The 24,598-nt window shown below is 31.3% G+C and carries 22 protein-coding genes; 9 read left to right on the top strand and 13 right to left on the bottom strand.

Annotated elements, in window-relative coordinates:
* Positions 1 to 9 precede the first annotated feature (9 nt).
* The 8 genes from CDSE_RS00285 to atpB are packed head-to-tail and all read right to left on the bottom strand — an operon-like array spanning position 10 to position 6,683.
* Positions 10 to 438 carry a F0F1 ATP synthase subunit epsilon gene (locus tag CDSE_RS00285; protein ID WP_015396028.1) on the bottom strand — a complete coding sequence of 143 codons (429 nt, stop codon included), beginning with the start codon at positions 436 to 438 and terminating at the stop codon, positions 10 to 12.
* A 12-nt stretch (positions 439 to 450) separates the two neighbouring features.
* The gene (gene atpD, locus CDSE_RS00280) at positions 451 to 1,857 is read right to left on the bottom strand and encodes a F0F1 ATP synthase subunit beta (RefSeq protein WP_015396027.1); all 1,407 of its coding nucleotides are present in this window, start codon (positions 1,855 to 1,857) and stop codon (positions 451 to 453) included.
* Positions 1,858 to 1,887: 30 nt separating this feature from the next.
* Positions 1,888 to 2,796 (bottom strand): F0F1 ATP synthase subunit gamma, encoded by a 909-nt coding sequence (gene atpG / locus CDSE_RS00275; RefSeq protein ID WP_041186192.1) that lies wholly within the window; start codon positions 2,794 to 2,796, stop codon positions 1,888 to 1,890.
* Between the two features lie 52 nt (positions 2,797 to 2,848).
* On the bottom strand, positions 2,849 to 4,390 hold the full coding sequence (gene atpA, locus CDSE_RS00270) for a F0F1 ATP synthase subunit alpha (RefSeq protein ID WP_015396025.1): 1,542 nt from the start codon (positions 4,388 to 4,390) through the stop codon (positions 2,849 to 2,851).
* A 33-nt stretch (positions 4,391 to 4,423) separates the two neighbouring features.
* The gene (locus CDSE_RS00265; RefSeq protein WP_015396024.1) at positions 4,424 to 4,969 is read right to left on the bottom strand and encodes a F0F1 ATP synthase subunit delta; all 546 of its coding nucleotides are present in this window, start codon (positions 4,967 to 4,969) and stop codon (positions 4,424 to 4,426) included.
* Positions 4,970 to 4,984: 15 nt separating this feature from the next.
* A complete protein-coding gene (locus CDSE_RS00260; protein ID WP_041186191.1) occupies positions 4,985 to 5,455 on the bottom strand; it encodes a F0F1 ATP synthase subunit B in 471 nt (156 codons plus the stop codon).
* Between the two features lie 52 nt (positions 5,456 to 5,507).
* Entirely contained in the window at positions 5,508 to 5,747 is a 240-nt protein-coding gene (gene atpE, locus CDSE_RS00255) for a F0F1 ATP synthase subunit C (RefSeq protein ID WP_015396022.1), read from the bottom strand.
* A gap of 54 nt (positions 5,748 to 5,801) precedes the next feature.
* Positions 5,802 to 6,683 (bottom strand): F0F1 ATP synthase subunit A, encoded by an 882-nt coding sequence (gene atpB / locus CDSE_RS00250; protein ID WP_015396021.1) that lies wholly within the window; start codon positions 6,681 to 6,683, stop codon positions 5,802 to 5,804.
* Positions 6,684 to 7,173: 490 nt separating this feature from the next.
* On the opposite strand from atpB, the gene CDSE_RS00240 reads away from it, so the two are divergent.
* Together CDSE_RS00240 and CDSE_RS00235 are read left to right on the top strand one after the other, a co-directional pair.
* Complete coding sequence (locus CDSE_RS00240; protein ID WP_015396019.1) at positions 7,174 to 8,964, top strand: M61 family metallopeptidase; 1,791 nt, start codon at positions 7,174 to 7,176, stop codon at positions 8,962 to 8,964.
* 10 nt (positions 8,965 to 8,974) lie between these two features.
* Entirely contained in the window at positions 8,975 to 9,328 is a 354-nt protein-coding gene (locus CDSE_RS00235; RefSeq protein ID WP_015396018.1) for a dihydroneopterin aldolase, read from the top strand.
* 175 nt (positions 9,329 to 9,503) lie between these two features.
* On the opposite strand, the gene mltA is transcribed toward CDSE_RS00235, so the two are convergent.
* Entirely contained in the window at positions 9,504 to 10,691 is a 1,188-nt protein-coding gene (gene mltA, locus CDSE_RS00230; protein WP_015396017.1) for a murein transglycosylase A, read from the bottom strand.
* A 188-nt stretch (positions 10,692 to 10,879) separates the two neighbouring features.
* On the opposite strand from mltA, the gene rpe reads away from it, so the two are divergent.
* From rpe to trpC, 6 genes are all read left to right on the top strand, one after another.
* A complete protein-coding gene (rpe, locus tag CDSE_RS00225; RefSeq protein WP_015396016.1) occupies positions 10,880 to 11,584 on the top strand; it encodes a ribulose-phosphate 3-epimerase in 705 nt (234 codons plus the stop codon).
* A gap of 8 nt (positions 11,585 to 11,592) precedes the next feature.
* Entirely contained in the window at positions 11,593 to 12,282 is a 690-nt protein-coding gene (locus tag CDSE_RS00220) for an HAD-IA family hydrolase (protein WP_015396015.1), read from the top strand.
* Between the two features lie 208 nt (positions 12,283 to 12,490).
* Positions 12,491 to 14,014 (top strand): anthranilate synthase component I family protein, encoded by a 1,524-nt coding sequence (locus tag CDSE_RS00215; RefSeq protein ID WP_015396014.1) that lies wholly within the window; start codon positions 12,491 to 12,493, stop codon positions 14,012 to 14,014.
* Positions 14,015 to 14,027: 13 nt separating this feature from the next.
* A complete protein-coding gene (locus CDSE_RS00210; protein ID WP_015396013.1) occupies positions 14,028 to 14,597 on the top strand; it encodes an anthranilate synthase component II in 570 nt (189 codons plus the stop codon).
* A gap of 10 nt (positions 14,598 to 14,607) precedes the next feature.
* The gene (gene trpD, locus CDSE_RS00205; RefSeq protein ID WP_015396012.1) at positions 14,608 to 15,639 is read left to right on the top strand and encodes an anthranilate phosphoribosyltransferase; all 1,032 of its coding nucleotides are present in this window, start codon (positions 14,608 to 14,610) and stop codon (positions 15,637 to 15,639) included.
* Entirely contained in the window at positions 15,636 to 16,427 is a 792-nt protein-coding gene (gene trpC / locus CDSE_RS00200; RefSeq protein WP_015396011.1) for an indole-3-glycerol phosphate synthase TrpC, read from the top strand. The genes trpD and trpC overlap by 4 nt, the downstream gene beginning before the upstream one ends.
* Before the next feature lie 53 nt (positions 16,428 to 16,480).
* Here trpC and glmS read toward each other — a convergent pair whose 3' ends face one another.
* Both glmS and glmU read right to left on the bottom strand, forming a co-directional pair.
* Complete coding sequence (glmS, locus tag CDSE_RS00195) at positions 16,481 to 18,313, bottom strand: glutamine--fructose-6-phosphate transaminase (isomerizing) (RefSeq protein WP_041186239.1); 1,833 nt, start codon at positions 18,311 to 18,313, stop codon at positions 16,481 to 16,483.
* A gap of 222 nt (positions 18,314 to 18,535) precedes the next feature.
* Entirely contained in the window at positions 18,536 to 19,924 is a 1,389-nt protein-coding gene (glmU, locus tag CDSE_RS00190) for a bifunctional UDP-N-acetylglucosamine diphosphorylase/glucosamine-1-phosphate N-acetyltransferase GlmU (protein WP_015396009.1), read from the bottom strand.
* A gap of 144 nt (positions 19,925 to 20,068) precedes the next feature.
* Here glmU and CDSE_RS00185 point away from each other — a divergent pair, with 144 nt between their 5' ends.
* Positions 20,069 to 20,902, top strand: a complete 834-nt coding sequence (locus tag CDSE_RS00185) for an NUDIX domain-containing protein (protein ID WP_015396008.1) — start codon at positions 20,069 to 20,071, stop codon at positions 20,900 to 20,902.
* Here the strand turns inward: CDSE_RS00185 and CDSE_RS00180 are convergent.
* The gene (locus CDSE_RS00180; protein WP_015396007.1) at positions 20,871 to 23,378 is read right to left on the bottom strand and encodes a cation:proton antiporter; all 2,508 of its coding nucleotides are present in this window, start codon (positions 23,376 to 23,378) and stop codon (positions 20,871 to 20,873) included. The genes CDSE_RS00185 and CDSE_RS00180 overlap by 32 nt on opposite strands.
* Before the next feature lie 74 nt (positions 23,379 to 23,452).
* Positions 23,453 to 24,352 (bottom strand): RNA polymerase sigma factor RpoH, encoded by a 900-nt coding sequence (rpoH, locus tag CDSE_RS00175; protein ID WP_015396006.1) that lies wholly within the window; start codon positions 24,350 to 24,352, stop codon positions 23,453 to 23,455.
* Positions 24,353 to 24,598 lie beyond the last annotated feature (246 nt).

Genomic DNA, 24,598 nt, shown 5'->3' with positions numbered 1-24,598 from the left:
TATTAGAAATTATTTATATGATTTGTTCTTCTCAAATCTTCTAGCAACACGAGCTTGAACAGCCAACATATTTAATTCAGCCTCTACAGTTAATATATCAACTGTATGTTTATTATCTCTCAATGTTTCTTCTACTTTCCTTTTTGCTTCCACTGCTCTCATCTCATCAAGATTAGATGCTCTAATAGCAGTATCAGTTAGAACAGTCACTGCATTAGGCTGAACTTCTAATATACCACCTGCAACAAAAATATTATGTTCCTGACCTTCTAAATCTACAATTCTAAGAGCACCAGGACACACTCTAGAAATCAACGGAGTATGACCAGGTAAAATACCTATCTCCCCAGAATCAGCAGGCAACTGTACAAATTTAGCTTTACCTGAATAGATAGATTCAACTGCACTAACTATATCTACTTGCATAACTCTAGTCATAGAAACTCACAACTATTTATTAGTTAACTTATCAGCTTTATTGATAGCCTCTTCTATAGAACCAATCATATAAAAAGCTTGCTCTGGTAAACTATCACATTCCCCATCTACTATCATTTTAAAACCTTTGATAGTATCTGACAAAGACACATACTTACCAGGAGATCCTGTAAATACTTCAGCAACATGAAATGGTTGTGATAAAAAGCGTTGCACCTTTCTAGCTCTAGAAACAATAATCTTATCCTCAACAGACAACTCATCCATACCAAGAATAGCTATAATATCTCTTAATTCTTTATATCTTTGAAGCGTTTGTTGAACTTTCCTAGCAACAGAATAATGCTCATCTCCAACAATCTGAGGATCAAGTTGTCTACTAGTAGAATCTAGAGGATCAACAGCTGGATAAATTCCTAATGCGGCAATATCTCTAGAAAGAACTACTGTAGAATCTAGATGCTGAAATGTAGTAGCTGGAGAAGGATCAGTTAAATCATCAGCTGGAACATAAACTGCTTGTATAGACGTAATAGATCCTGTTTTTGTAGAAGTAATACGTTCCTGTAATTTACCCATTTCTTCAGCAAGTGTTGGTTGATAACCAACTGCTGAAGGCATTCTACCCAACAATGCTGATACTTCTGTCCCAGCAAGAGTGTAACGATATATATTATCTATAAAAAATAAAATATCACGGCCTTCATCACGAAATTTCTCAGCAATAGTAAGTCCAGTTAGCGCAACCCTTAATCTATTTCCTGGAGGTTCATTCATTTGACCAAATACCATAGAAACTTTATCTAAAACTTTAGATTCATCCATTTCATGATAAAAATCATTACCCTCTCTAGTACGCTCACCAACTCCAGCAAAAACAGATAAACCACTATGTTGTTTAGCTATATTATTTATAAGCTCCATCATATTAACTGTCTTACCAACACCAGCTCCACCAAAAAGACCAACCTTCCCGCCTTTGGCAAATGGACAAACTAAATCAATAACTTTAATCCCTGTTTCCAACAACTCAATAGATGAAGATAAATCTTCAAAAAGCGGAGCATCTCTATGAATAGGACGTTTTTCTTCATGTAAGATAGGACCAGCCTGATCAATAGGATTACCAAGCACATTCATAATACGACCTAAAGTACCATCTCCAACAGGCACAGAAATTGGTTTATGTGTTCTATTGAATCTCATACCACGACTTAATCCATCGCTTGATCCTAAAGCAATAGTACGCACAACACCATCTCCCAACTGTTGTTGTACTTCTAGAATTAAATTTTCTTCTACAAAATTATTACTTTTATCTGCTAAAATCAGTGCTTCATATATCCCAGGTATCTGTTCCTTAGAAAACTTAACATCTACCACAGCACCAACACACTGAACGACAACTCCATTGTTCATTACAATTCCTTACATTTTAAAATTCGTCAATCAAACAGCAGCAGCGCCTCCAACAATCTCAGAAATCTCCTTAGTAATAGCAGCCTGGCGAGTTTTATTATAAATAGTTTGCAAATCATCTATTACTCTTTTGGCGTTATCAGAAGCCGCCTTCATGGCTACCATTCTAGCAGATTGTTCAGACGCCATATTCTCTACAACTGCTTGATAAACCAAACCTTCTACATAACGATTTAAAAGTTCATCTATTACAGTTTTAGGATCTGGTTCGTATATATAATCCCAATTATAGAGATTACTATTATCAAATAACTTTTCAGATGATAAATCAGATTCTAATTCGTACGGATCCTTTAAATTTGTAGGCAAAGGTAACAGTTTTAAAAAAACAGGAACCTGTTTCATTGTATTTACAAATTTAGTTGTTGCTATATATAAAGCATCAATTTTACCTTCAATATAAGCATTGATCTGTACAGCAATAGAACCTAATAATCTGTTTAAATCAGGTTTATCGCCAAGTTGAACCTCTTCTGATAAAAGTTCAACTCCAATACGATTTAACAAATTCAATCCCTTCTGGCCAAAAGCTGTACTATAAATTTTAATATTTTGCTGATTAAAATTCTTAATATTTGATAAAACCAAACGACCCAGATTGGTATTTAAACCACCACATAAACCTTTATCAGTAGAAACTAGAATTAAACCTACAGATTTAACTTTTCTTTCTAGCAAGAATGGATGAGAGTAATCAGGGTTAGCCTGCATCAAATGACCAGCAATTATACACAATTTACTAGCATAAGGCCTAAAAATGAGCATTCTCTCTTGGGCTTTTCTCATTTTAGAGGCTGCCACCATCTCCATGGCCTTAGTAATCTTACGAGTATTTTGTACACTTTTAATTTTAGTGCGAATTTCCTTAATTCCAGGCATCAAATCTTCCAATCTAAATGATATCAACTAAACCAGAAAAAACTACTGATTACTAAAAAATAACATTCTTTTTAAATTCATCAATAGCTAAAACCAAGGCATCTTCATCTTCTTTAGATAAATCTTGAGTGTTCTCAATATTAACAATCAAAGAAGAAAAATTATTTTTTAAGAACTCTCTAAATGTATTCTCAAAAGACATAATCCTACTAACATCAACATCATCTAGAAAACCCTTGTTAACACAAAAAAGAGAAATTGCTTGTTCACAAACAGATAAAGGTTGATATTGTGGTTGTTTTAATAATTCAACAACCCTCTTACCTCTTTCTAATTGACGCCTAGTAGTTTCATCCAGATCCGATGAAAACTGTGAGAAAGCCGCAAGTTCACGATATTGTGCTAAATCAGTTCTAATTCCACCAGATAGCTTTTTTATAATTTTTGTCTGAGCTGCCCCACCAACCCTAGAAACAGAAATACCAGCATTAATTGCAGGTCTTACACCAGCATTAAATAAATCAGTCTCTAAGAATATTTGGCCATCTGTTATAGAAATAACATTTGTAGGTACAAAAGCAGACACATCTCCAGCTTGAGTTTCAATAATAGGTAAAGCTGTCAAAGATCCAGTTCTTCCCTTGATTGCTCCATTAGTAAATTTATTTACATAATCTTCACTGACTCTAGCTGCTCTCTCAAGTAAACGGGAATGTAAATAAAACACATCACCAGGATAGGCCTCTCTACCAGGAGGACGCTTCAAAAGCAAAGAAATTTGCCTATATGCCCATGCTTGTTTAGTTAGGTCATCATAAACTATAAGAGCATCTTCTCCTCTATCACGGAAATACTCTCCCATAGTACAACCAGAATAAGGCGCTATATACTGCATAGCAGCTGAATCAGAAGCTGTTGCAACAACCACTATTGTATAATCCAAAGCACCATGCTCTTGAAGTTTACGAACTGCATTGTTAACTGAAGAAGCCTTTTGACCTATAGCAACATAAATACAAGTAACATTCTTACCCTTCTGATTAATTATGGCATCAATTGCAACACTTGTTTTACCAGTTTGCCGATCTCCAATAATTAATTCCCTTTGACCCCTTCCAACTGGAACCATAGAATCTATAGATTTAATACCTGTTTGCATAGGTTGAGAAACTGTATATCTATCTATAACTCCTGGAGCAACCTTCTCTATTACATCAGTTTCTTCATTGTTTATAGGGCCATTACCATCTATAGGGTATCCCAAAGCATTAACTACCCTTCCCTTTAAACTAGGACCAACTGGAACTTCTAAAATACGGCCTGTAGTTTTAACCTGATCTCCTTCAGAAATACTAGTATAATCTCCTAATATTACAGCACCCACTGAATCACGCTCAAGATTAAGAGCTAATCCAACTATATTATTAGGAAACTCTAACATTTCACCTTGCATTACATCTGATAAACCATAAATACGAGCAATACCATCTGTAACAGAAACTACTGTACCAAACGTGCGAACACTATGAGAAGTGTCCATACCTTCTATGCGACTCTTAAGAAACTCACTAATTTCTGAGAGATTAAGCTGCATAACAACTCCTGGAATTTATTAAATTTTAATTTTTTATATGGTTAAAAGCGCTTCTTGCATTTTCTTTAATCTGTTCTTCATAGACATATCAAGCACTTTATCTCCAACAATTATCACAACCCCTCCAATTAGAGACTTATCTATTAGAATTTGCATCTTTAATTTCAACTTAAATTTATTTTCAATAATTATAAGCATTCTATTAGCTAAGTCATCAGGAATTGGGAAAGCTGTAAAAACTTTAGCAATTGAAAATCCATCTTTCTTATTCTTAATTTCTTTTAAAGAATCTAATATAAGAGGAAGCAATGAGAATCTGTTTTTTTCTAAAAGAAGTAACATGAAATTATATTTCTTGCTATTTATATCCAAAGACAAAAACTCAAAAAGCAGATTAACTTTTACAACTATTTCTAAACCAGGATTCATCATAAGTTGAATAAAACAATCTTCAGACATCAAAGACACAATCTCTTCTAAAAAGTCAATCCAACTATTTAAATCTAAAGAAGAGTCATCTTTAGAAACCAAAAACAATGCTTCAGCATAAGACTTTGCTACCGTTGAACAATCTACCATAAAAAAATCCAAAGTTTAAAGCTGAGCCTCAAGTTTATCCAATATTTCTCTATGCTCGGCCATGTTAATTTCACGCATAAGAATCTGTTCTGCCCCTTTAATTGATAAAACAGAAACTTCATTTCTTAATTCATCTTTAGCATGACGTAAAATAGCGTCCACATCGCATTGTGCTTGTAATAATATCCTAGATTTTTCTAACTCAGCATCACTACGAGCCTTTTCTAATAATTTAGTTACCTGTTTTTCTGCAGTTACAATCCGAACTTGTGATTCTTTTTTAGCTTCATCAAGCATATGTTTAACTTTCTCATTAGTTTCAGAAAGACTCGATACACTCTTTTCTGCTGCTGATAATCCTTCTGCTATCTTTTGGCGGCGCTCATCAATAGCACTAATCAAATTAGGCCAAACAAAATGCATAGTGACCCATCCCAAAACAAAAAAGACAATCATTTGGAAAAAAATCGTTGCATTTAAATTCACGTTATTTCATCTCCCCAAAAATATAGAAATATTATTATCTATAACAACTTTTCTAAACAAAAGGATTTGCAAAAGCAAATAACATAGCAATTCCAACACCTATTAGAAAAGCAGCATCTATTAACCCTGCTAGTAAAAACATTTTTGTTTGTAATGCATTCATTAATTCTGGTTGCCTGGCAGAAGCCTCAAGATATTTACCACCCATTATAGCAATACCAAGACAAGCACCAATAGCGCCCAAACCAATAATAAAAGCACAAGAAATAGCAACGAAGGCTGCGTTTGTCATGATAACTCCTTTGAATATAATAATTAGAAACAATAAAAATATTAATAAAAATATCTAGTGACTTTCATGAGCCTGACCTATATAAACAAGAGTCAACATCATAAAAATAAAAGCTTGCAAAACTACTATTAATATATGAAAAATAGCCCATAAAGAACCAGCTAACACATGAGCAAAACCAAGAGAATAACTCATTGCATTAAATCCCGTCCATGAACCACCTAACAAAGCTATCAGCATAAAAATCAACTCACCAGCAAACATATTACCGAACAATCTCATGCCAAGAGAAATTGTTTTAGCTGCATATTCTACTATATTTAATGCAAAATTTGCTGGCGCTAATAATATAACCCATACTCCATGAGCATGAAATGGCGCCATTAAAATATCTTTTAAGAAACCGCTAAATTTCTTTACTTTTATAGAATAATAAATAGTTAGAATAAGAACACCCAACGACATTCCTAAAGGAATATTTAAATCTGCCGTAGGAAGAACTCTATGGTAATAAAACCAATCACCTTCATGAGTTCCTAAACCCAAAAGACTAAAAATTTTTGACATCATATCAACAGGCAAGAAATCTAAAGAATTCATAAAAATTACCCAAACAAAAATAGTCAAGGCTAATGGAGATACGAACTCTCTACTTTTAGGGTCTACTAATATAGATCTTGCTTGCTGATCAACTATATCTAAAACCATTTCTACAAAAGTCTGGAATCTACCTGGAACACCAGAAGTTGCTTTCCTTGCCGCTAACCAAAGAAAAAAAATAGCTATAAATCCCATAAAAATGGACCAAAATAATGAGTCAAAATTTACAACATTAAACTGTGCTATAGAACCTTGTGGCTCTCCAATATTGTTCATATGAACTAAATGATGTTGTATATATGAAGACTGTGGAGATATATCACCGGCAGATAACATATTATCATCCTACTATTTTTAAAAAGTTTAATCATATAAAAGAACAAAAACTATTTAATAGATTTATATAAATATTTAAATAGTGGTTGTAATAAATAACATTTCAAAACACATAACAAACTTAATAGGTAAGAATACCATACTAACCATCTATGGAATAGATAAGAAAATAGGCATACTAAAAAAACAGAGAAAACACTTTTAAGGAACAGAGCCATTATAAAACAATAGCTAGAATATTTTCCTCCAAAGAAAACACAAACAAATTTATTATAAAATAAGAACCATAATAATGGTAACAAACAACAACAAGATCCCAACAAAGATGAAAATCCTGTATTACTATCAACACAAACAAACAAAACAAATGTTGTTAAAGATACTATACACTGGGAGAGAAAAACTTCTTCTATAGAATACACTATTAAACTCTTCTTGGAATATATATTTTATTTAATGAAATAACTTAATAAACAACACTTACAATTATATGAATCAAATACTAACAGATAAAGAAGAAATACCTCATCACGAGTTTATATTATATAAAATTGCACCATTTAATTTAAACGGACATAAATATAAGATCACAATAACGATACAAAATCAAAATAATTCTGGGTCAATTATAATATCAATGCCAACCTGGATACCAGGAAGTTACCTAATAAGAGATTTTTCTAGAAACATAGAAAATATATTTGCCTACTCTGAAGGAGAAAAAATAAATCTTGAGAAAAAAGACAACCATACTTGGATCTTAGATAATAAGAACAGTGAGATTTCAATAGAGTATATTGTGTATGCCTATGACGATTCAGTGCGAGGCTCTTATCTAGACTCAAATAGAGCTTTCTTTAATGGATCCAGCGTTTTTTTATATGTAGAGAACTTAGAAAAATTACCGTGCCTTTTAAAAGTAGATTTACCTCAATTATGTAAAGAAAAAAATTGGGAGGTACATACTAGTTTAATAAAAAAAAATGGTAATTCAGATGAACATTTATACATAGCTGAGTCATATGATAGTCTGATAGATCATCCAGTAGAAATAGGAAATCTAGATCACTGTGAATTTACATCCTACGGGACAATACACAAATTAATTTTCTCAGGACTAACAGTAAAAATTGATATAAAACGCATATGTAGAGATATAAAAAAAATATGTGAGGCTCAAATTAATTTTTTTGATCCAATATCCAACAAAAGTCCATTTAACGACAGTAATAATTTATTTACTTTTTTTATAAATATAGGTTCGATAAGCTATGGAGGAATAGAACATAGATCCTCAGCTGTTATAAGTATAAAATGGGACTATTTGCCAATTACAGGAATAGATGAAGCCCCAACAGAATATTGTGATTTCTTAAGTTTAATAAGCCATGAATATTTTCATTCATGGCTTGTTAAAAGAATAAAACCAGCTTCATTTATACAATACGACCTAAAGAAACCAACACTAACCACGTTATTATGGTTATTTGAAGGATTTACTTCTTATTACGATCATCTATTCCTATTAAGAACAAACTTAATAGATGAAAAAACTTATATTAAGACATTAGAAAATAAGATTAATAATTTAATGCAATACCCAGGTAGATATAAGCAAAGTTTGGCAGATAGTTCGTTTGACACATGGATAAAATATTATAAACAAAATGAAAATTCAATAAATTCTATTGTGAGCTACTACACCAAAGGATCAATTGTAGCATTTGGATTGGACACATACATTAGAATAGAAACCAAAGAACAGTATTCTCTAGACGACATAATGAGATTACTCTGGAAGGAGTATGGTGAAAACTTCTATAAACACAAACCTAAAGGCATGTTTGAAAATGATATTGTTGATATAGTTAAGCGATTAACTGGTGTAAATATAGATAAATTTATAGTTGATTATGTCTATGGCACAACAGATATGCCTATAAATAACTGGTTAAATTACCACGGTTTCCAAATGGAATGTATAAATAGTATTCATCCATCTCTTGGAATTAAAACAAACGATGAAAACAACACCATAATAGTCACAAATATTATAGAAGCTGGTTCAGCTTATGAAGCTGGCATATATTCTGGTGATGTGCTAATAGCTATTAACAATATTAAAATAAACTCAAATCAATGCATCGAATCAGCACTTAAAAGATGCAAACTAGGAGAAGTAATACACATTACTTTTTTCCGACACAATGAATTAAAATGTTTACCAGTAAGTTTAAAAAAATTAGAAACAAAATATAAGATAAAAAAAATAATGGTGTAAATCACAAACTATGGCTACAAAAACAATATATATATCAGATCTAAAAATAAATACAAATATAGGGATACTTGATTATGAAATCAACAAATCACAGATCATAATAATCAATGCTAAATTTAATTTAGAATATGTAAACACAACAAATATTGATGATATAGAATGCGTATTAGATTATAGGAAATTAAGAAATATAATAATAGAAGAATCCACAGACACGCATATTAATTTAATTGAAACTCTCATTAATAGAATAATAAATAAGATAACGACAAATTTACCTGAAGTGTTATCACTACAAATTAAAATAGAAAAGCCAATGGCTTTTAGTGATTGCTTAATAGGAATGGAAGTATTTTATCCCTAATAAAAGTAAAATTTTAACTATATTCAAATTTAAACAACAAAATGGAAAACAATTAAATATATGAAAACAAAAGAAATAACTATGTAGCTCATAGTAGAGATTTTTATGCTAAAAGAGCAATTCTGAAGAAAGTTATATGAAATTATGAGGAAACACACAGATAATCGATATTATCCTATTGGATAATATTGTAAATATGATCTTCAGTTTTAGGCCATAAAATCCATATTTCATATGGGTGGTTGGTGATATGTGCATATTTTTCTGCATCATCGCCAAATCCCCAAAATAAATCTATATGATCTATACCTTTTACTAGAGAACCAGTATCATGAGCAAACAACACTCTGGATAACATAGTATTAAACTTAGGGTGTCTCGTCGAAATAAAAACAGGAGTACCTAAAGGAATATAGTTACTATCTACAGCAATAGAACGTAGAGGTGTCAAATTAACACCATAAGACCCAATAGGCCCTGTCATTCTATCTGATTTTTCCTCGATAAAGAAAATTACAGATGGGTTTTTATTTAAAATATTTCTAATTTTCAATGGATTGTCTTTAGCCCATTGACGTAAAGACTCCGGTTCTGGATGAACTCCTTCATTATCTAATAACCACTTACGTATAGATACAAAAGGATGACCATTGCTAAGAGCGTAACTAACACGAATAATATTGTTATAATCTTCTTCTATGCAAATCCTACCTGACCCCTGAATCTCTAACAGCATCCTATCTATAGGATCATTAACCCAAGCTATTACAGGCAAATCATCTATTCTTTTCTCCAATAAACTTCTAGAGTCATATGGCAAAAAACGATTTCCTATTATTTTACCCCTAACTATTTTAGTCTTACACTCTGGATATAGTAAACCCAAATCCAAAGTGATTAAATCATTTGGAATCCCAAATATAGGCCATTGATAATCACCATGTTTACAGCGAGATCCTTTTAATAAAGGTTCATAATATCCAGTCATCTTACCAATAATGATATTCTTATTTTTATCCACAACAGACCATGGAGTTAAATGATCGTGTAAGAATTTCCTTATTTTATCTTTATTGTTAGAATCAGAAGTATTCTCAAAATCAAAAGCAGCATTACATAACAAATTCCAGCTATCTTTAGAAACACAATTATTAACAGTGTTACCAGAAAAGTTTTTAATATTCTTGCAGTTTTTTAAAAAAACACTCCAAATCTCTATGAAATTCTCTTCATGCCAACCGGGTATTTTTTCCCAAGAAACAGGTAGAAAATTAATTGTTGTATTTTTTTTATCTTCACTATCAAAAACATTGAATGCTTCACATTGAGAAAAAAAGTAAATATTAAAAATCAACGCGCTCATAAAAAAATATAAGCAATACTTAAAAAATATAGAATTAAAATGCATTAATTAACTTCCTATTGCCTTGATGTTACTACCTAAATAAAACACAAAACTATTTATCACGCAAACAACATGAAACTAAATACATTCTAATGCAATTTTAGTATAATCATAAAGTGTAGATAATACTTTTGGAAATAATTCTAATGATTATAAATAAACCAGCTTTAATAACACCCAGCATTCTATCAGCCAATTTTGCCAAACTTGGAGAAGAAATAAAACAAGTAACAAATGCTGGTGCTGATTGGATTCATATTGATGTTATGGATAATCATTATGTACCAAACTTAACAATAGGGCCAATGATTTGTAAAACTGTTCGTGCAATTACTACAACTCCTCTTGATGTACACTTAATGGTTGAAAATGTTGATTCTTTAATACCTGAGTTTGCCAAATCTGGAGCAGATATTATTACATTTCATCCAGAAACATCAAAACATATAGATAGAACTATATCCTTAATAAAAGAATCTAAATGTAAGGCAGGAATAGCACTTAATCCTACAACTGGATTACACTATCTGGATTACGTGATGGATAAAATTGATGTTATATTAATAATGTCTGTAAATCCTGGTTTTGGTGGACAAACATTCTTACCTATATCTATAAGTAAAATAATTGAAGCACGTAGAAAGATTGATATATGGGAAAACAATACCAAAACAAAAAAATCCATTATATTACAGGTAGATGGAGGTGTAAATGTTAACAATATATCAAAAATTAGATCAGCAGGAGCAAATGCTTTTGTATCTGGATCTGCAATCTTCGAATCAATAAATTACAAAGAAACAATAGATACAATGCGCACTGAAATCACAAAATCAGATAATCTTAAATAAAAAATTATATGTCTATTATTGCTGTTTTATTAGATTTAGATGGTACGTTAATAAACTCTCTATCAGATATTTCTGACTCTGTAAACAATATGAGAATTGAACTGGGGTTAGAAAAACTAACAGAGCAAAAAATAAAAACCTTTATAGGTAAAGGAATAAACAATTTAATAAAAAAATCTTTAGAAGATCATAAAGACAATTACAATGGGGAAAATAATATATTATTTAGCAAAGCCAAAAAACTATTTTCTGAATATTATATTGACTCTAATGGCAAACAAACTGTCTTGTATGATAAAGTCATAGATGGCTTGGAAGATCTAAAAAATAAAGGTTTTACTCTCTCTATAGTTACTAACAAACCATTTATACCAACTTATCAAATTTTAAAAAAGTTTAACATTGAAAAATTATTCTCAGTTATAACCTGCGGAGATACATGTAAAAGAAATAAACCATACCCAGATCAAATATTATTCACATGCGACAAGTTAGGAATTTCTACAAACAAAACAATAATGATTGGAGATTCTAGTAATGACGTAATAGCAGCTAAAAAAGCTAAAACAGCAGCTGTATTAGTCATGCCTTATGGTTATCACAATAAAAATAACATTATGGAATTAAATGCTGATGGAGTAATAAAAGACTTGACAAAAGCATCTAAGTGGATTTACTCTCACAATGAGACTCATTAAAAACGATGTATCAAATATATAACCATTAGAAACTATAAAGAATATGCACCATATCATCAACCTCAATAAGAATATTGAAGCCTCTTGGCGTTGCTTCTTCCTTTCTGGGTGATATTACTGCGCGTAAAAGAATTATATTTTTATAGTTTTATTAAACCCGGAATCAAAAATATCCGGGTTTTTTATTGTTTTTTTTCAGAGATTAATTATGACAGAAATAGAATTTAAGTCACTAGCTGGACAGGGGTATAATAGAATACCACTTATTTCAGAAATATACGCAGATCTAGATACACCACTCTCTCTTTATCTCAAGCTAGCTCATTCTGGTCCTAAAGCAGGAAAAATGAGTTGTCTTATGGAATCAGTTATAGGAGGAGAACAATCTGGGAGATATTCATTCATTGCTCTACCAGCAGAAACAGTAATACGCTCAAAAGGAACAAAAACAGAAGTAATAACTAATGGACAAGTAGTTGAAACTTATACAGGAAATCCTCTTGATTTTATAGAACAATATCAATCTAGATTTAAAGTAGCTTTACGCACAAATATGATCAGATTCTGTGGAGGTTTAGCTGGTTATTTTGGATACGATACTGTACGTCATATAGAACCAATCTTAGGGAAAATGACAAAGCCATTTCCATCTGGAATGAAAGAAGGAACGCCAGATATAATGCTATTACATGTAGATGAGCTTGCTGTAGTAGACAATATTGCTGGTCGTATATACTTAATAGTATACGCAGATACAAATAAATCAGAAAGTTATTCAAAAGCTCAAAAAAGACTATCAGAACTAAAGACATGTCTAAAAAAGAATGTAGAAATACCTTATAGTCACAGCAGCATGCAAACATCAGAAGAAAGAGATTTTACTTCAGAAGATTATCTAAAAGCAGTTAAAAAAGCAAAAGAATATATCGCCGCCGGTGATCTAATGCAAGTAGTAATAGGGAAAGTAATATCAAAACCTTATCGAGATGCTCCTCTATCTTTGTATAGAGCACTAAGATCATTAAATCCATCACCTTACATGTATTTCTGGAATTTTGATGATTTCCAAGTTGTAGGATCTTCACCTGAAATATTAGTACGCCAAGAAAATATTGAAGACAGTAACGGAACTAAAAAATCACAAGCCACAATTAGACCTCTAGCAGGCACTAGAAAACGAGGATCAAATCCAATACAAGATAAAGAACTAGAAGAAGATCTAAAAAAGGATACTAAAGAAATTGCAGAACACGTTATGTTAATTGATTTGGCAAGAAGTGACATAGGTAAAATAGCTGAATTAGGTTCTGTAAAAGTAACAGATGCTATGACAGTAGAAAGATATTCTCATGTAATGCATCTTGTATCTAATGTTAAAGGAAATTTAAAATCAGAGATTAGCAACATGGATGTACTTAAAGCTTCATTCCCAGCAGGTACATTAACTGGAGCACCTAGAATAAGAGCCATGGAAGTTATTGATGAATTAGAACCAGTATGTAGAGGTATCTATGGTGGAGCTGCTGGTTATTTAAGTTATAGTGGAGAAATGGACTTGGCAATAGCTATACGTACTGGAGTAATTAAAGATGGTATGCTATATGTACAATCATCAGCTGGTATAGTAGCCGACTCTGACCCAAATTTAGAACTAGCAGAGACAGAAGCAAAATCTCGTGCAGTTCTAAGGGCTGCTGAACAAGTTCAAAATGGACTAGATGAACCTTTCTAATCATAGGAAAATTATGCTCATACTAATCGATAATTATGATTCTTTTACTTACAACCTAGTCCAATATTTTGGAGAATTAGGAGAAGAGGTTCTTGTATTTAGAAATGATAAAATAACTCTAAAAGAGATATCAAATCTAAAACCAGATCATATTTGTATTTCTCCAGGTCCATGTGCTCCATCTCAAGCTGGTATATCAATTTCCACTATAATAGAATTTGCAGGGAAAATACCAATACTTGGTGTGTGCCTAGGACATCAATCCATAGGAGAAGCTTATGGTGGTAAAATAATTAGATCCTCAAATATAATGCATGGGAAAACAGTTCAAATACAACACAATCAAAAAAACATATTTAAAAATATACCTTCCCCATATACAGCTATAAGATATAACTCTTTAACCATAGACCCATCAACACTTCCAGAATGTTTGGAAATAACGGCAACTACTCTTGATGGAGACATCATGGGAGTAAAACATAAAAACTTGCAAGTATTTGGAGTTCAATTTCATCCAGAATCAATTTTAAGTGAATATGGATATGAATTACTACAAAACTTTCTTGCAATTAAAAAATAACATAACTAATATGACTATCTCAATTAATGAAACACTTACACGTTGCATAGAACACCGTGAAATATTTTACGATGAAATGTTACATATCATGCGTATGATTATTAAAGGTGAACTATCACCACAAATCACTAGCGCTATTCTTATAGGACTCCGCGTAAAAAAAGAAACCATTGAAGAAATTACTGCTGCTGCACAAGCTCTAAGAGAATCTTCAATTCCTATTTCATTAAACTATAAAGATGATCTTTTGGATATATGCGGTACCGGAGGTGATAATAGTAACACTTTTAACATTTCCACAGCCTCAATATTTGTAGCTGCTGCTGCTGGAGTTAAAATAGCTAAGCATGGAAATAGAGGAGCATCATCTCTATCTGGAAGTGCTGATGTGTTAGAAGAACTAGGTGTAAATATAGAACTAAACTCAGAACAAGTAGCAGAATGTCTTGAAAATACTGGTATAGGATTTATGTTTGCTCCAATTTATCAAAATGCTATGAAAAACATAGCCAAAATAAGAAAAGAACTAGGAGTAAGAACAATCTTTAATATTTTAGGACCTTTAACAAATCCAGCAGAAGCACCTAATCAATTAATGGGAGTATTCCATCCTGACTTAGTTGGAATACAAGTACGAGTACTAAAAAAACTAAAAGCAAAACATGTTTTAATAGTATACGGCAAAGAAGGAATGGATGAAGCAGCATTAGGTAGCGCAAGCATGATTGGTGAATTAAAGGATGGAAAAATTAGTGAGTACGAAATTCATCCTGAAGACTTTGGTATACCAATGACTTCTAATAGAAATATTAAAGTTGCTAATAGATCAGAATCAAAAGATTTAATATTAGAAGCATTAAATAACGTAGAAGGGGCTGCTAGAGATATTGTTGCTTTAAATGCTGGATTAGCCATATATACAGGCAATAAAGCTAGAACCATACATCAAGGTATATCCATGGCATTTGAAACAATTAAAAATCATTCAGCTAGAGATAAACTAGAAGAATTTTGTAAATATACTAGGAAATTTATAAAATGAACAATATTCTTAAAACAATAATAGAAACAAAGAAAGAAGAAATTATAGAATCAAAAAAAAATTACAGTGAAAATGAATTATTAAAAAATATTACTAACGACGATATTCGTAACTTCTCTCAATCAATAAAAAAAACAATAAAGGAAGGAATACCTGCAATTATTGCAGAAATTAAAAAAGCATCTCCTTCTCAAGGAATTATCAGCACAAATTTTAATCCAACAAAAATAGCTTCCATATATGAATCAAATGGAGCTACTTGCATATCAGTATTAACTGACAATAAATTTTTCCAAGGATCACCTGTTTACCTAAAAGAGGCTAAATCTGCCTGTTCTATTCCTATATTACGTAAAGATTTTATAATTGACAATTATCAAGTTGTTGAATCTAGAGCCATGGGAGCTGACTGTATATTACTGATAGCAGGTGCTCTAAACCTAAAACAATTACTTGAATTAGAAAATACTGCAATAGAACTAGGAATGGATGTTTTAATTGAATCACATAATTTAAAAGAGTTAGAGATAGCACTTCAATTAAAAACACAGCTTATTGGTATCAATAATAGAGATCTAACAAACTTTATGGTAAGTTTAAATACTACTATTAGTATGCTAAATCATATTCCAAAAGATAAAATTATAGTAACAGAAAGTGGTATCAATTCCTCATCAGACATAAAACTTATGCAACAAAATAATGTAAATGCTTTCCTTATAGGAGAGACTCTAATGAAATCTAATAATCCTGGAGAAAAATTAAAAGAATTACTATCTAAGCAATAAAAAATTATATATTACTCATCGCAATTCAAACAATTAAATTACGATGAGTAATATTATTCAACAGTCACACTCTTAGCTAAATTCCTTGGTTTATCTATGTCTGTACCTAATATTAGAGCTGTATGATAAGACAGAAGTTGTAGTGGAATAGCGTATAAAATAGGAGAAAGAATACCATAACATTCAGGCATATGAATGACTTTAATACCAGAGTCATTTAAAATCTTGCTATATTTATCAGCAAAAACATATAAATTACCACCACGTGCTCTAACTTCTTGCATGTTTGATTTTATTTTTTCCAAAAGAGCATCATTTGGCGCAACAACTACTACTGGCATATGTTCAGTAACTAAAGCTAATGGCCCATGTTTAAGTTCACCAGCAGGATAAGCTTCTGCATGAATATAACTAATTTCTTTCATTTTCAAAGCTCCCTCTAGGGCTATAGGATAATGTCTTCCACGACCTAAGAACAACACATTTTCCTTACTAGAAAAATACTCAGCCCACTCCATAATAAAAGGCTCTAAAGAAAGCACAGCACCTATAGATGAAGGTAAATGTCGTAAATCTTTTAAAAAAATAATTTCCTGATCATTAGTTAATAATCCACGTGAATTTGCTAATGATATAGACAACAAGAAAAGTGCAGTTAACTGGGTAATAAAAGCTTTTGTTGAAGCAACTCCAATTTCAATACCCGCTCTTGTTATGTAATTTAATAAACTCTCTCTAACTATAGAGCTTGTAGAAACATTACATATAGACATTGTATTCTTCATACCTAGAGATTTGGCATGTTTCAATGCTGATAATGTATCAGCTGTTTCACCAGATTGTGAAATAGCTAACACAAGAGAATTGACATTTGGCACACTATCACGATAAATATATTCACTAGCTATTTCAACATCAACTCTTATTTTAGCTAAAGATTCTATCCAATATTTTGCTGTCATACCAGCATAATAACTTGTACCACAAGCTACAATTAAAACAGAATCTATTGTTTTAAATAATTTACTAGAACCCCTTCCAAAGATTTCCATAGACAAACTATCCAAACCATGTAGAGTATCAGCAACGGCCATAGGTTGTTCAAAAATCTCTTTTTGCATATAATGCCGGTACTTACCTAGTTCTGATGTTAAAACAAAATTAACAGCTGAATGTCTCAACTTTTCTATCAGAAAACCATCTTTATTAATAACATTTATACAATGTCTTCTTAAATCTACTATTTCACCATCTTCTAAATAAATTATTTCTTTTACTTTATCTGATATTGCTAGACTATCTGAAGATAAATAATTTTCTCCTTCACCGACACCAACTACTAATGGAGCTCCTTGTCTAGCTCCTACAATTCTATCAGGCTCATCAGAACAAAAAACAGCAATAGCATAAGATCCTTTCAATAACTTCATAACATTTTGTACTGTATCAAATATATCTCCTGTATATAAATGATTCAGCAAATGTACTAATACTTCTGTATCTGTTTGGCTCTCAAATCTATAACCAATATTTTCTAAGCTATCACGAAAATCTTCATAATTCTCTATTATACCGTTATGAACTAACGCAATATGAGGTTTCCCAGATTCATTACTAGAAAAATGAGGGTGTGCATTATTATATGATGGTATTCCGTGTGTAGCCCAACGAGTATGAGCCAATCCTATACAACCTGTAAATTGATATTCTATTAATTGTTTTTTTAAATCAAGAACTCTTTTCATACTTCTGATTCTATTTAATTCCTTATTATCAAATAAAGCAATACCACAAGAATCATACCCACGATACTCTAAACGTGACAATCCTTCCAATAATATTGAAGATATATCACGATTAGAAACTGCACATACAATACCGCACATAAAAACCTCTAGTTCTAAATCTAATTTATCAAAATAAGTTATCAATCAAAATAAAAAAATATTCTGTAGTTATAAAATTCTAAACTATAGATAATTATGTATACTTGCTAAAAAAACTATCATTTCCATAGGAACTATCTTTATTAATATAAACATATTGAATACACGAGAACCAAAATAAAATTTTTAAATTGCAAACTATAAATAAAAATCTATTAACAATTAATCTTTTTTAGAATTCCCACTCCCAGGTCTAGTCCAATCAGGTATAGAATATTGACGAACTCTAGATAATGTCAATTGCCCTTCTGGAGCATCATTAGTTAAAGTAGTACCAGCAGCTATTGTAGCATCCTTACCTACCATAACTGGTGCTATCAATTGCGAATCTGAACCTATAAAAGCATTATCTTCAATAATAGTACGAAATTTATTTAATCCATCATAATTACATGTAATAGTACCGGCTCCTATATTTACATTTGAGCCAATATCTGCATCACCTATATAAGTAAGATGATTAGCCTTGCTTAACTTTCCAAAATTACTATTCTTTATTTCAACAAAGTTACCTATCTTAGAATATGAATCAATATCAATACAATCGCGCAATCTAGAAAATGGACCTATTTGAACATTATTACCTAAATTTGCATCGCATAAATGACTATAAGCATTTACAATAGAATCTCGAGCAATACAAACATCTTTTAAAATACAATAAGGACCTATACGCACATTATCTCCTAAAACAACAACTCCTTCAAAAATACATCCTACATCTATAAAAACGTCTTTACCGCATTCTAACGTACCTCTGATATCTATACGCTTAGGATCTGCTAAAGTAACACCTGACTCCATAATTAATTTGGCTTGTTCCTCTTGCCATATTCTTTCTAAATTTGCTTGTTGTACATGATTATTAACACCTAGAATCTCCCAATTTTCTTTTGGTCTGCTTGAACCAACAAAAACACCTTCAGATACAGCCATACCAACTATATCAGTAAGATAATACTCTTTTTGTTTATTATCATTATTAAGATTTACTATCCATTTTTTTAACAAAACAGTAGGAACAGCAATAATACCTGTATTTATTTCTTTTATATTAAGCTCAATCTGATTTGCATCTCTATGTTCTACAATCTTTCTAATAAAACCGTTATGATCTCTTATAATACGACCATAACCATTTGGATTATCTAAAAAACTAGTTAGTATACCTAAACCATTCTTACGTGCTTCTAGAAGAGACTCCATAGTTATTGTTTTGACTAAAGGAACATCCCCATACAATATTAAAGTTGAGTCTTTCTCAGATCCACTATCCAATAAATTTGGCAATGCTTGTTTAACTGCATGACCAGTACCTAATTGATTAACTTGCACCACAAAATTTACATCACATGAATATCTTTTTACAAAATCTCGAATCTGATTTGATTCATTTCCCACTACTATAGTTATAGATGATGGTCTCAATGCTAAGGCACTATCAATAACATAAGCCAGCATAGGACGACCAGCCAAAGCATGTAAAACTTTAGGGAAATTCGATTTCATCCTTGTACCAAGCCCAGCAGCAAGTATAACAATATTAAGCATAATAATATGACTATAAAATAAATCTTTTGATTAAATAAAAGTAAAATACTTAACTAATTATAAAGCTATAATTACAATTTCAATAAAAATTAATTTTTTATAAACTACGCATATAAAAATAAGCAACTTATCAATATTAACATTATGTTAAAAGAAAAATTTTTTTTTGATCTTCATTATTTAGAAAATAAACACTACGAACTAAGTAATATATTAGAAGAATCAATTCATAAAGATTATATGCCCTTAAAAATATCCATGAGAGCAGATGGTTATATAGAAAAATCTTTATCTAATAAAATACAAGATAATAAACTAGGTAAAATAATAAACAACTGTCTATATATAGGCGACTCTTTATCAAAAGAAAGATTAAATTTACTTATGAATGACATTGCCATTTTAATAAAAAATACTGTACAAATAAAATGGCATGATGAACTCATAGATCTTCTCCACAAAGAAGAATCAATAGGATTTATAGAACGTTCCACAGCTAGATTCTTAGGATTAAAAACACGGTCAGTACATTTAAATGCCTGGGAGTCAAATTATTCAATTTGGGTTTCTAAACGATCCATGAATAAATACATCAATCCAGGTAAATGGGATACATTAGTTGGAGGTTTAGTTAGCTATCAAGAAAGCATAGAGGAAGCATTAATAAGAGAAAGTTTCGAAGAAGCCGGAATTGACCTATTAAATATAATAGATCAATTCAACATAAAAAAAATAAAAAATATTAAAAAATTAACAAAGGAAGGTTATCAAATTGAAGATCTATTCTCTCTTTGTTGCTCATTAGAACAAAAACACCCTATAAACCATGATGGTGAGGTGGAAATTATAAATAAAATGAATATAAATAAAATAATCTCAAAAATTCAGAAAGGAGAATTTACAGAAGAAGCCGCTTTTATAATCATAACAGATACACTTAATATAATTAAGAAGGATCTAAATCTTCATCAGGTATAACAGTAGATTGCAATGCTAAAATTCTCTGTTTTGCTACATGCTCTATCTTTTCTCTCAAGTCATTATCTTTGGATAAGAAAGTTCGCAAATCTTTGGAATTTAACAGTAAAAGTTTACTATAACCAAGAGAAGTTACTTTAGATATTAAGTGAGCTTGTCCAAATAAACTTAATTCACCAAAAAACTCTCCACTTCCTAACTCAACAACAGTATTATCTGGTAAATGCATAGCAACAGCCCCAGAAGCCACAAAATACATTTCACCATTATTCTTTTCTTTTGTTATAAAAGTTTGATCAGGTAAAGCTAATATTGGTTTTAATAATCTGCTTATCGATTTCAATGATTCATTGCTAAGTCCAATAAAGAAAGGAACTTTCTTTATTAACTCAGAGGCACTTAATTCAGTATCCAACCTAGGATTCATACTAATATGGCGCCATCTATTCTTAGATTTCTCCATCAAATCATCATAAATTTCACCACTTATTAAAAATTTTTCTAACATATCGCTATATCTAATACGTTCTAATTCAAACGCAGCTCTACCTAGATAAATTTCCTGCAAACGCATAGCGTAACAAGGATACTGCAAATTCATAGCCTGCAAAGAATTTTCTATAAAAGCCAAACGTTTCTCATGAGCTTTTATAATGATTTCAGTAGCTTCTTTCCCTAATATTGGAGAAACCTGTTCTTTGGCAAAAGATATTAAACGCTTAGATACTGATCTTTTACCCATAAGACTTATGAAACGATAACCTAGATTCTTCGCAAGAAAATATTGAAACCCAAAAACATACTGTACCCACAAAGAAACTCTAAAAAGCATAGAATATCTCAAATCATATTCTATGCTAGATTCAAAACCTACCAAACCACTTGTTCTTATAACATCTTCTAAATGTTCTGCCCTAGACAATAAAGACTCAGCAACTGTTTCATCTATAATTTTAGCTTTTAATATGTCTAAAAACATCTCCTCTTCACGTTGTGCTAAAATTGCAAGTCCAGCTGATATTTTTTCATCTTTATTCATTTGTGCTAACTGAACATCATGCAATCTAGACAAACTAGATCTAAAAACAGCTTGAACCCTCTCTACAGATTCTGGTCCAATATTTTCCACCTCAGCAATCTCAACTGTCCTTTCTTGTAACTCTTCTAAAGTAACCCCTAAAACCTGATTTCTTATAGTTGACTCTATAGGAGAAAGCTCATTGAGTTTTAAAATCTTTATCAAAGGCCTAAGAGTTACTCCATTAACGAATAAGGTCATAAGAACGAAACCTGTAGTAACTAATGCAATGAAATGTCTTAGTTCCTCAGGTACCATTGTATGCTCTGTAACAGCTAGGGCTAAAGCTAAAGACACAGCACCTCTTAACCCTCCCCATAACATAACAGCTTTATATGGTAAGCTGACAGTAGTACCAAATCTAGTAAAACCCAAGATTGGTAACAAGCCGAAAACTACTATTGCTCTTGACAATAAAGTAACAACAAACACAATCAATATAAGAACCAACATTTGCAAATTCAAAGTACCCATAAAACGGGGAATTAACATAGCAGAAAAAAGAAAAATCAATGAATTTGCCCAAAAACCTATTTGCCCCCAAAATTTTGACAAATACTTAGAAGTATTAGATGACATTCTAGTACGACCAGTAGAACCTACAACTAAACCAGCAATAACAGTTGCAACAACACCAGACACATGAAGATAGTGTTCTGATATAAAAAAAGATAAATATGCCAATGTTACAGTAAGAGTTATTTCAGCAGCAGGAAAATCTCTTAACCATGAGAAAAGAAAACATGCCAAACGTCCCATTACGTAGCCAGCCAAACCACCTCCTATGAAAAGCACTATAAAATCTATAACAACTGTATTAACAGACAAATCAGAATTATCAGCTAAAACGACCAATAAAACAGAATATAAAGCTATAGAGGCAGCATCATTAAATAAACTTTCTCCTTCTACTAAAGTAGTAAGTCTTTTAGGAGCACCAACTTCTCTAAATATGCCTACAACTGCCACAGGATCAGTTGTAGCAACTATAGAACCTAGTAAAAGACAAGACACCAACCCATAAGAAGAAATTGAATTTAATGTAAAACCAACTACTATTGTACAAACAACGACAGCAACAATAGCCATCATAAGAATGGGGCCAATATCTTCTAATATCCTACGCACACTCATTGACAAAGCGGTTTCAAATAACAAAACAGGTAAAAATACTATTAAAAAAGCGTTAGAGGAAATTTTCAAAGATCCCAATGAATCTAAAAAATCAGAAACTATTAACGGAGCCCAATTATGGGTATGAACCACAACACCTAATAAGAAACCTACTATAGCCAATAAAACAGAATATGGAATCTTTATACGTACCGCAAGTGGAGATAAAAAGCAAACCAAGGTTAACAGCCCAGCCAATCCAAATACAATAAAGCCAATATCCATAAAAATTCCAAAGTAATGAATTAGAACTAACCTTTAATTATTAAAACTACTAGCAAAAACTCAAAAAACAATTATCAAACTCTATTTAATAAAAAACTTCGCATTTTTTTCATAGCAGCAGATTCTATCTGTCTAATTCTTTCAGCAGAAACATTAAACTCTTTTGCTAAATCATGTAAAGTAGGTCCTGAATCATCTTTTAACCACCTGGACTCTACTATTCTACGAGAACGACTATCTAATATATTCAGAGCATCCTGTAAACCTTTTGTCTTCATTAAATCATCTGCATTTTGCTCTAATAAGGTCTCAGGACCATGTTTATCATCAGACAAATAAGATATCGGATAAGGTTTATCATCATCATCCTGATACCCATCAAGAGACATATCATAACCAGACAATCTGGTTTCCATTTCTCTAACATCCTCAAGGCGAACATTCAAATTTTTAGCTATATTTCCTACTTGATCAGAATTAAGTGACGCATTATTATTGGAAGTCATGCTACGCAAATTAAAAAATATTTTCCTTTGAGCTTTTGTTGTAGCAATCTTAACTAAACGCCAGTTTTTTATAACAAACTCATGTATTTCAGCTTTTATCCAATGAACAGCAAAAGACATCAATCTGACACCACGTTCTGGGTCAAATCTCCTTATGGCCTTCATAAGACCTATATTACCCTCTTGTATTAAATCTGCATGAGGCAAACCATAACCCAAATACTGTCTAGCAATCGAAACAACTAAACGCAAATGCGATAAAACAAGTTTTCTAGCAGAGAATAAATCGCCTGAATCTCTCAAATTTCTAGCCAACTCTATTTCTTCTTCTGCTGAAATAATAGGTAATTTATTAACTGCTGATATATATGCCTCTATGGTACCTAGGTTACCAAGATTAAAAGTATCAAAATTAAAAGACGGTAATTTCTTTTCAGTAAAAACCAAAGACTTATTAGTTATGGTCATAACGCCCCTCCTTGGAGCAATTTATATTTACTAACTTAATCAAGATATACGCTACCAATCTTCGAGTTGCTTTATCAGATATATTCAATTGTCTATTAACAAACAATGTTTTTCTTCATACTATCGTTTATATAAATAAGATTATACTTTACTTTTGAATTTTAAAAAATATTCATAATAACAAATAATCAAAGAAATTTTGTTTAGTTATTAAATTAACTATAAATTATAATGAACTCTTATTAA

This window comes from Candidatus Kinetoplastibacterium desouzaii TCC079E (genome assembly GCF_000340795.1).
GTDB lineage: Bacteria > Pseudomonadota > Gammaproteobacteria > Burkholderiales > Burkholderiaceae_B > Kinetoplastidibacterium > Kinetoplastidibacterium desouzai.
The sequence above is the reverse complement of the archived record's forward strand: the minus strand, read 5'-3'. Positions and strand labels throughout refer to the sequence as shown.

Bases quoted from the DNA above. Each gene is read 5' to 3' on its own strand.
- CDSE_RS00285 (WP_015396028.1), bottom strand. From the start codon at position 438: ATGACTAGAGTTATGCAAGTAGATATAGTTAGTGCAGTTGAATCTATC.
- atpD (WP_015396027.1), bottom strand. From the start codon at position 1,857: ATGAACAATGGAGTTGTCGTTCAGTGTGTTGGTGCTGTGGTAGATGTT.
- atpG (WP_041186192.1), bottom strand. From the start codon at position 2,796: ATGCCTGGAATTAAGGAAATTCGCACTAAAATTAAAAGTGTACAAAAT.
- atpA (WP_015396025.1), bottom strand. From the start codon at position 4,390: ATGCAGCTTAATCTCTCAGAAATTAGTGAGTTTCTTAAGAGTCGCATA.
- CDSE_RS00265 (WP_015396024.1), bottom strand. From the start codon at position 4,969: ATGGTAGATTGTTCAACGGTAGCAAAGTCTTATGCTGAAGCATTGTTT.
- atpE (WP_015396022.1), bottom strand. From the start codon at position 5,747: ATGACAAACGCAGCCTTCGTTGCTATTTCTTGTGCTTTTATTATTGGT.
- atpB (WP_015396021.1), bottom strand. From the start codon at position 6,683: ATGTTATCTGCCGGTGATATATCTCCACAGTCTTCATATATACAACAT.
- CDSE_RS00240 (WP_015396019.1), top strand. From the start codon at position 7,174: ATGAATCAAATACTAACAGATAAAGAAGAAATACCTCATCACGAGTTT.
- CDSE_RS00235 (WP_015396018.1), top strand. From the start codon at position 8,975: ATGGCTACAAAAACAATATATATATCAGATCTAAAAATAAATACAAAT.
- mltA (WP_015396017.1), bottom strand. From the start codon at position 10,691: ATGAGCGCGTTGATTTTTAATATTTACTTTTTTTCTCAATGTGAAGCA.
- rpe (WP_015396016.1), top strand. From the start codon at position 10,880: ATGATTATAAATAAACCAGCTTTAATAACACCCAGCATTCTATCAGCC.
- CDSE_RS00220 (WP_015396015.1), top strand. From the start codon at position 11,593: ATGTCTATTATTGCTGTTTTATTAGATTTAGATGGTACGTTAATAAAC.
- CDSE_RS00215 (WP_015396014.1), top strand. From the start codon at position 12,491: ATGACAGAAATAGAATTTAAGTCACTAGCTGGACAGGGGTATAATAGA.
- CDSE_RS00210 (WP_015396013.1), top strand. From the start codon at position 14,028: ATGCTCATACTAATCGATAATTATGATTCTTTTACTTACAACCTAGTC.
- trpD (WP_015396012.1), top strand. From the start codon at position 14,608: ATGACTATCTCAATTAATGAAACACTTACACGTTGCATAGAACACCGT.
- trpC (WP_015396011.1), top strand. From the start codon at position 15,636: ATGAACAATATTCTTAAAACAATAATAGAAACAAAGAAAGAAGAAATT.
- glmS (WP_041186239.1), bottom strand. From the start codon at position 18,313: ATGTGCGGTATTGTATGTGCAGTTTCTAATCGTGATATATCTTCAATA.
- glmU (WP_015396009.1), bottom strand. From the start codon at position 19,924: ATGCTTAATATTGTTATACTTGCTGCTGGGCTTGGTACAAGGATGAAA.
- CDSE_RS00185 (WP_015396008.1), top strand. From the start codon at position 20,069: ATGTTAAAAGAAAAATTTTTTTTTGATCTTCATTATTTAGAAAATAAA.
- CDSE_RS00180 (WP_015396007.1), bottom strand. From the start codon at position 23,378: ATGGATATTGGCTTTATTGTATTTGGATTGGCTGGGCTGTTAACCTTG.
- rpoH (WP_015396006.1), bottom strand. From the start codon at position 24,352: ATGACCATAACTAATAAGTCTTTGGTTTTTACTGAAAAGAAATTACCG.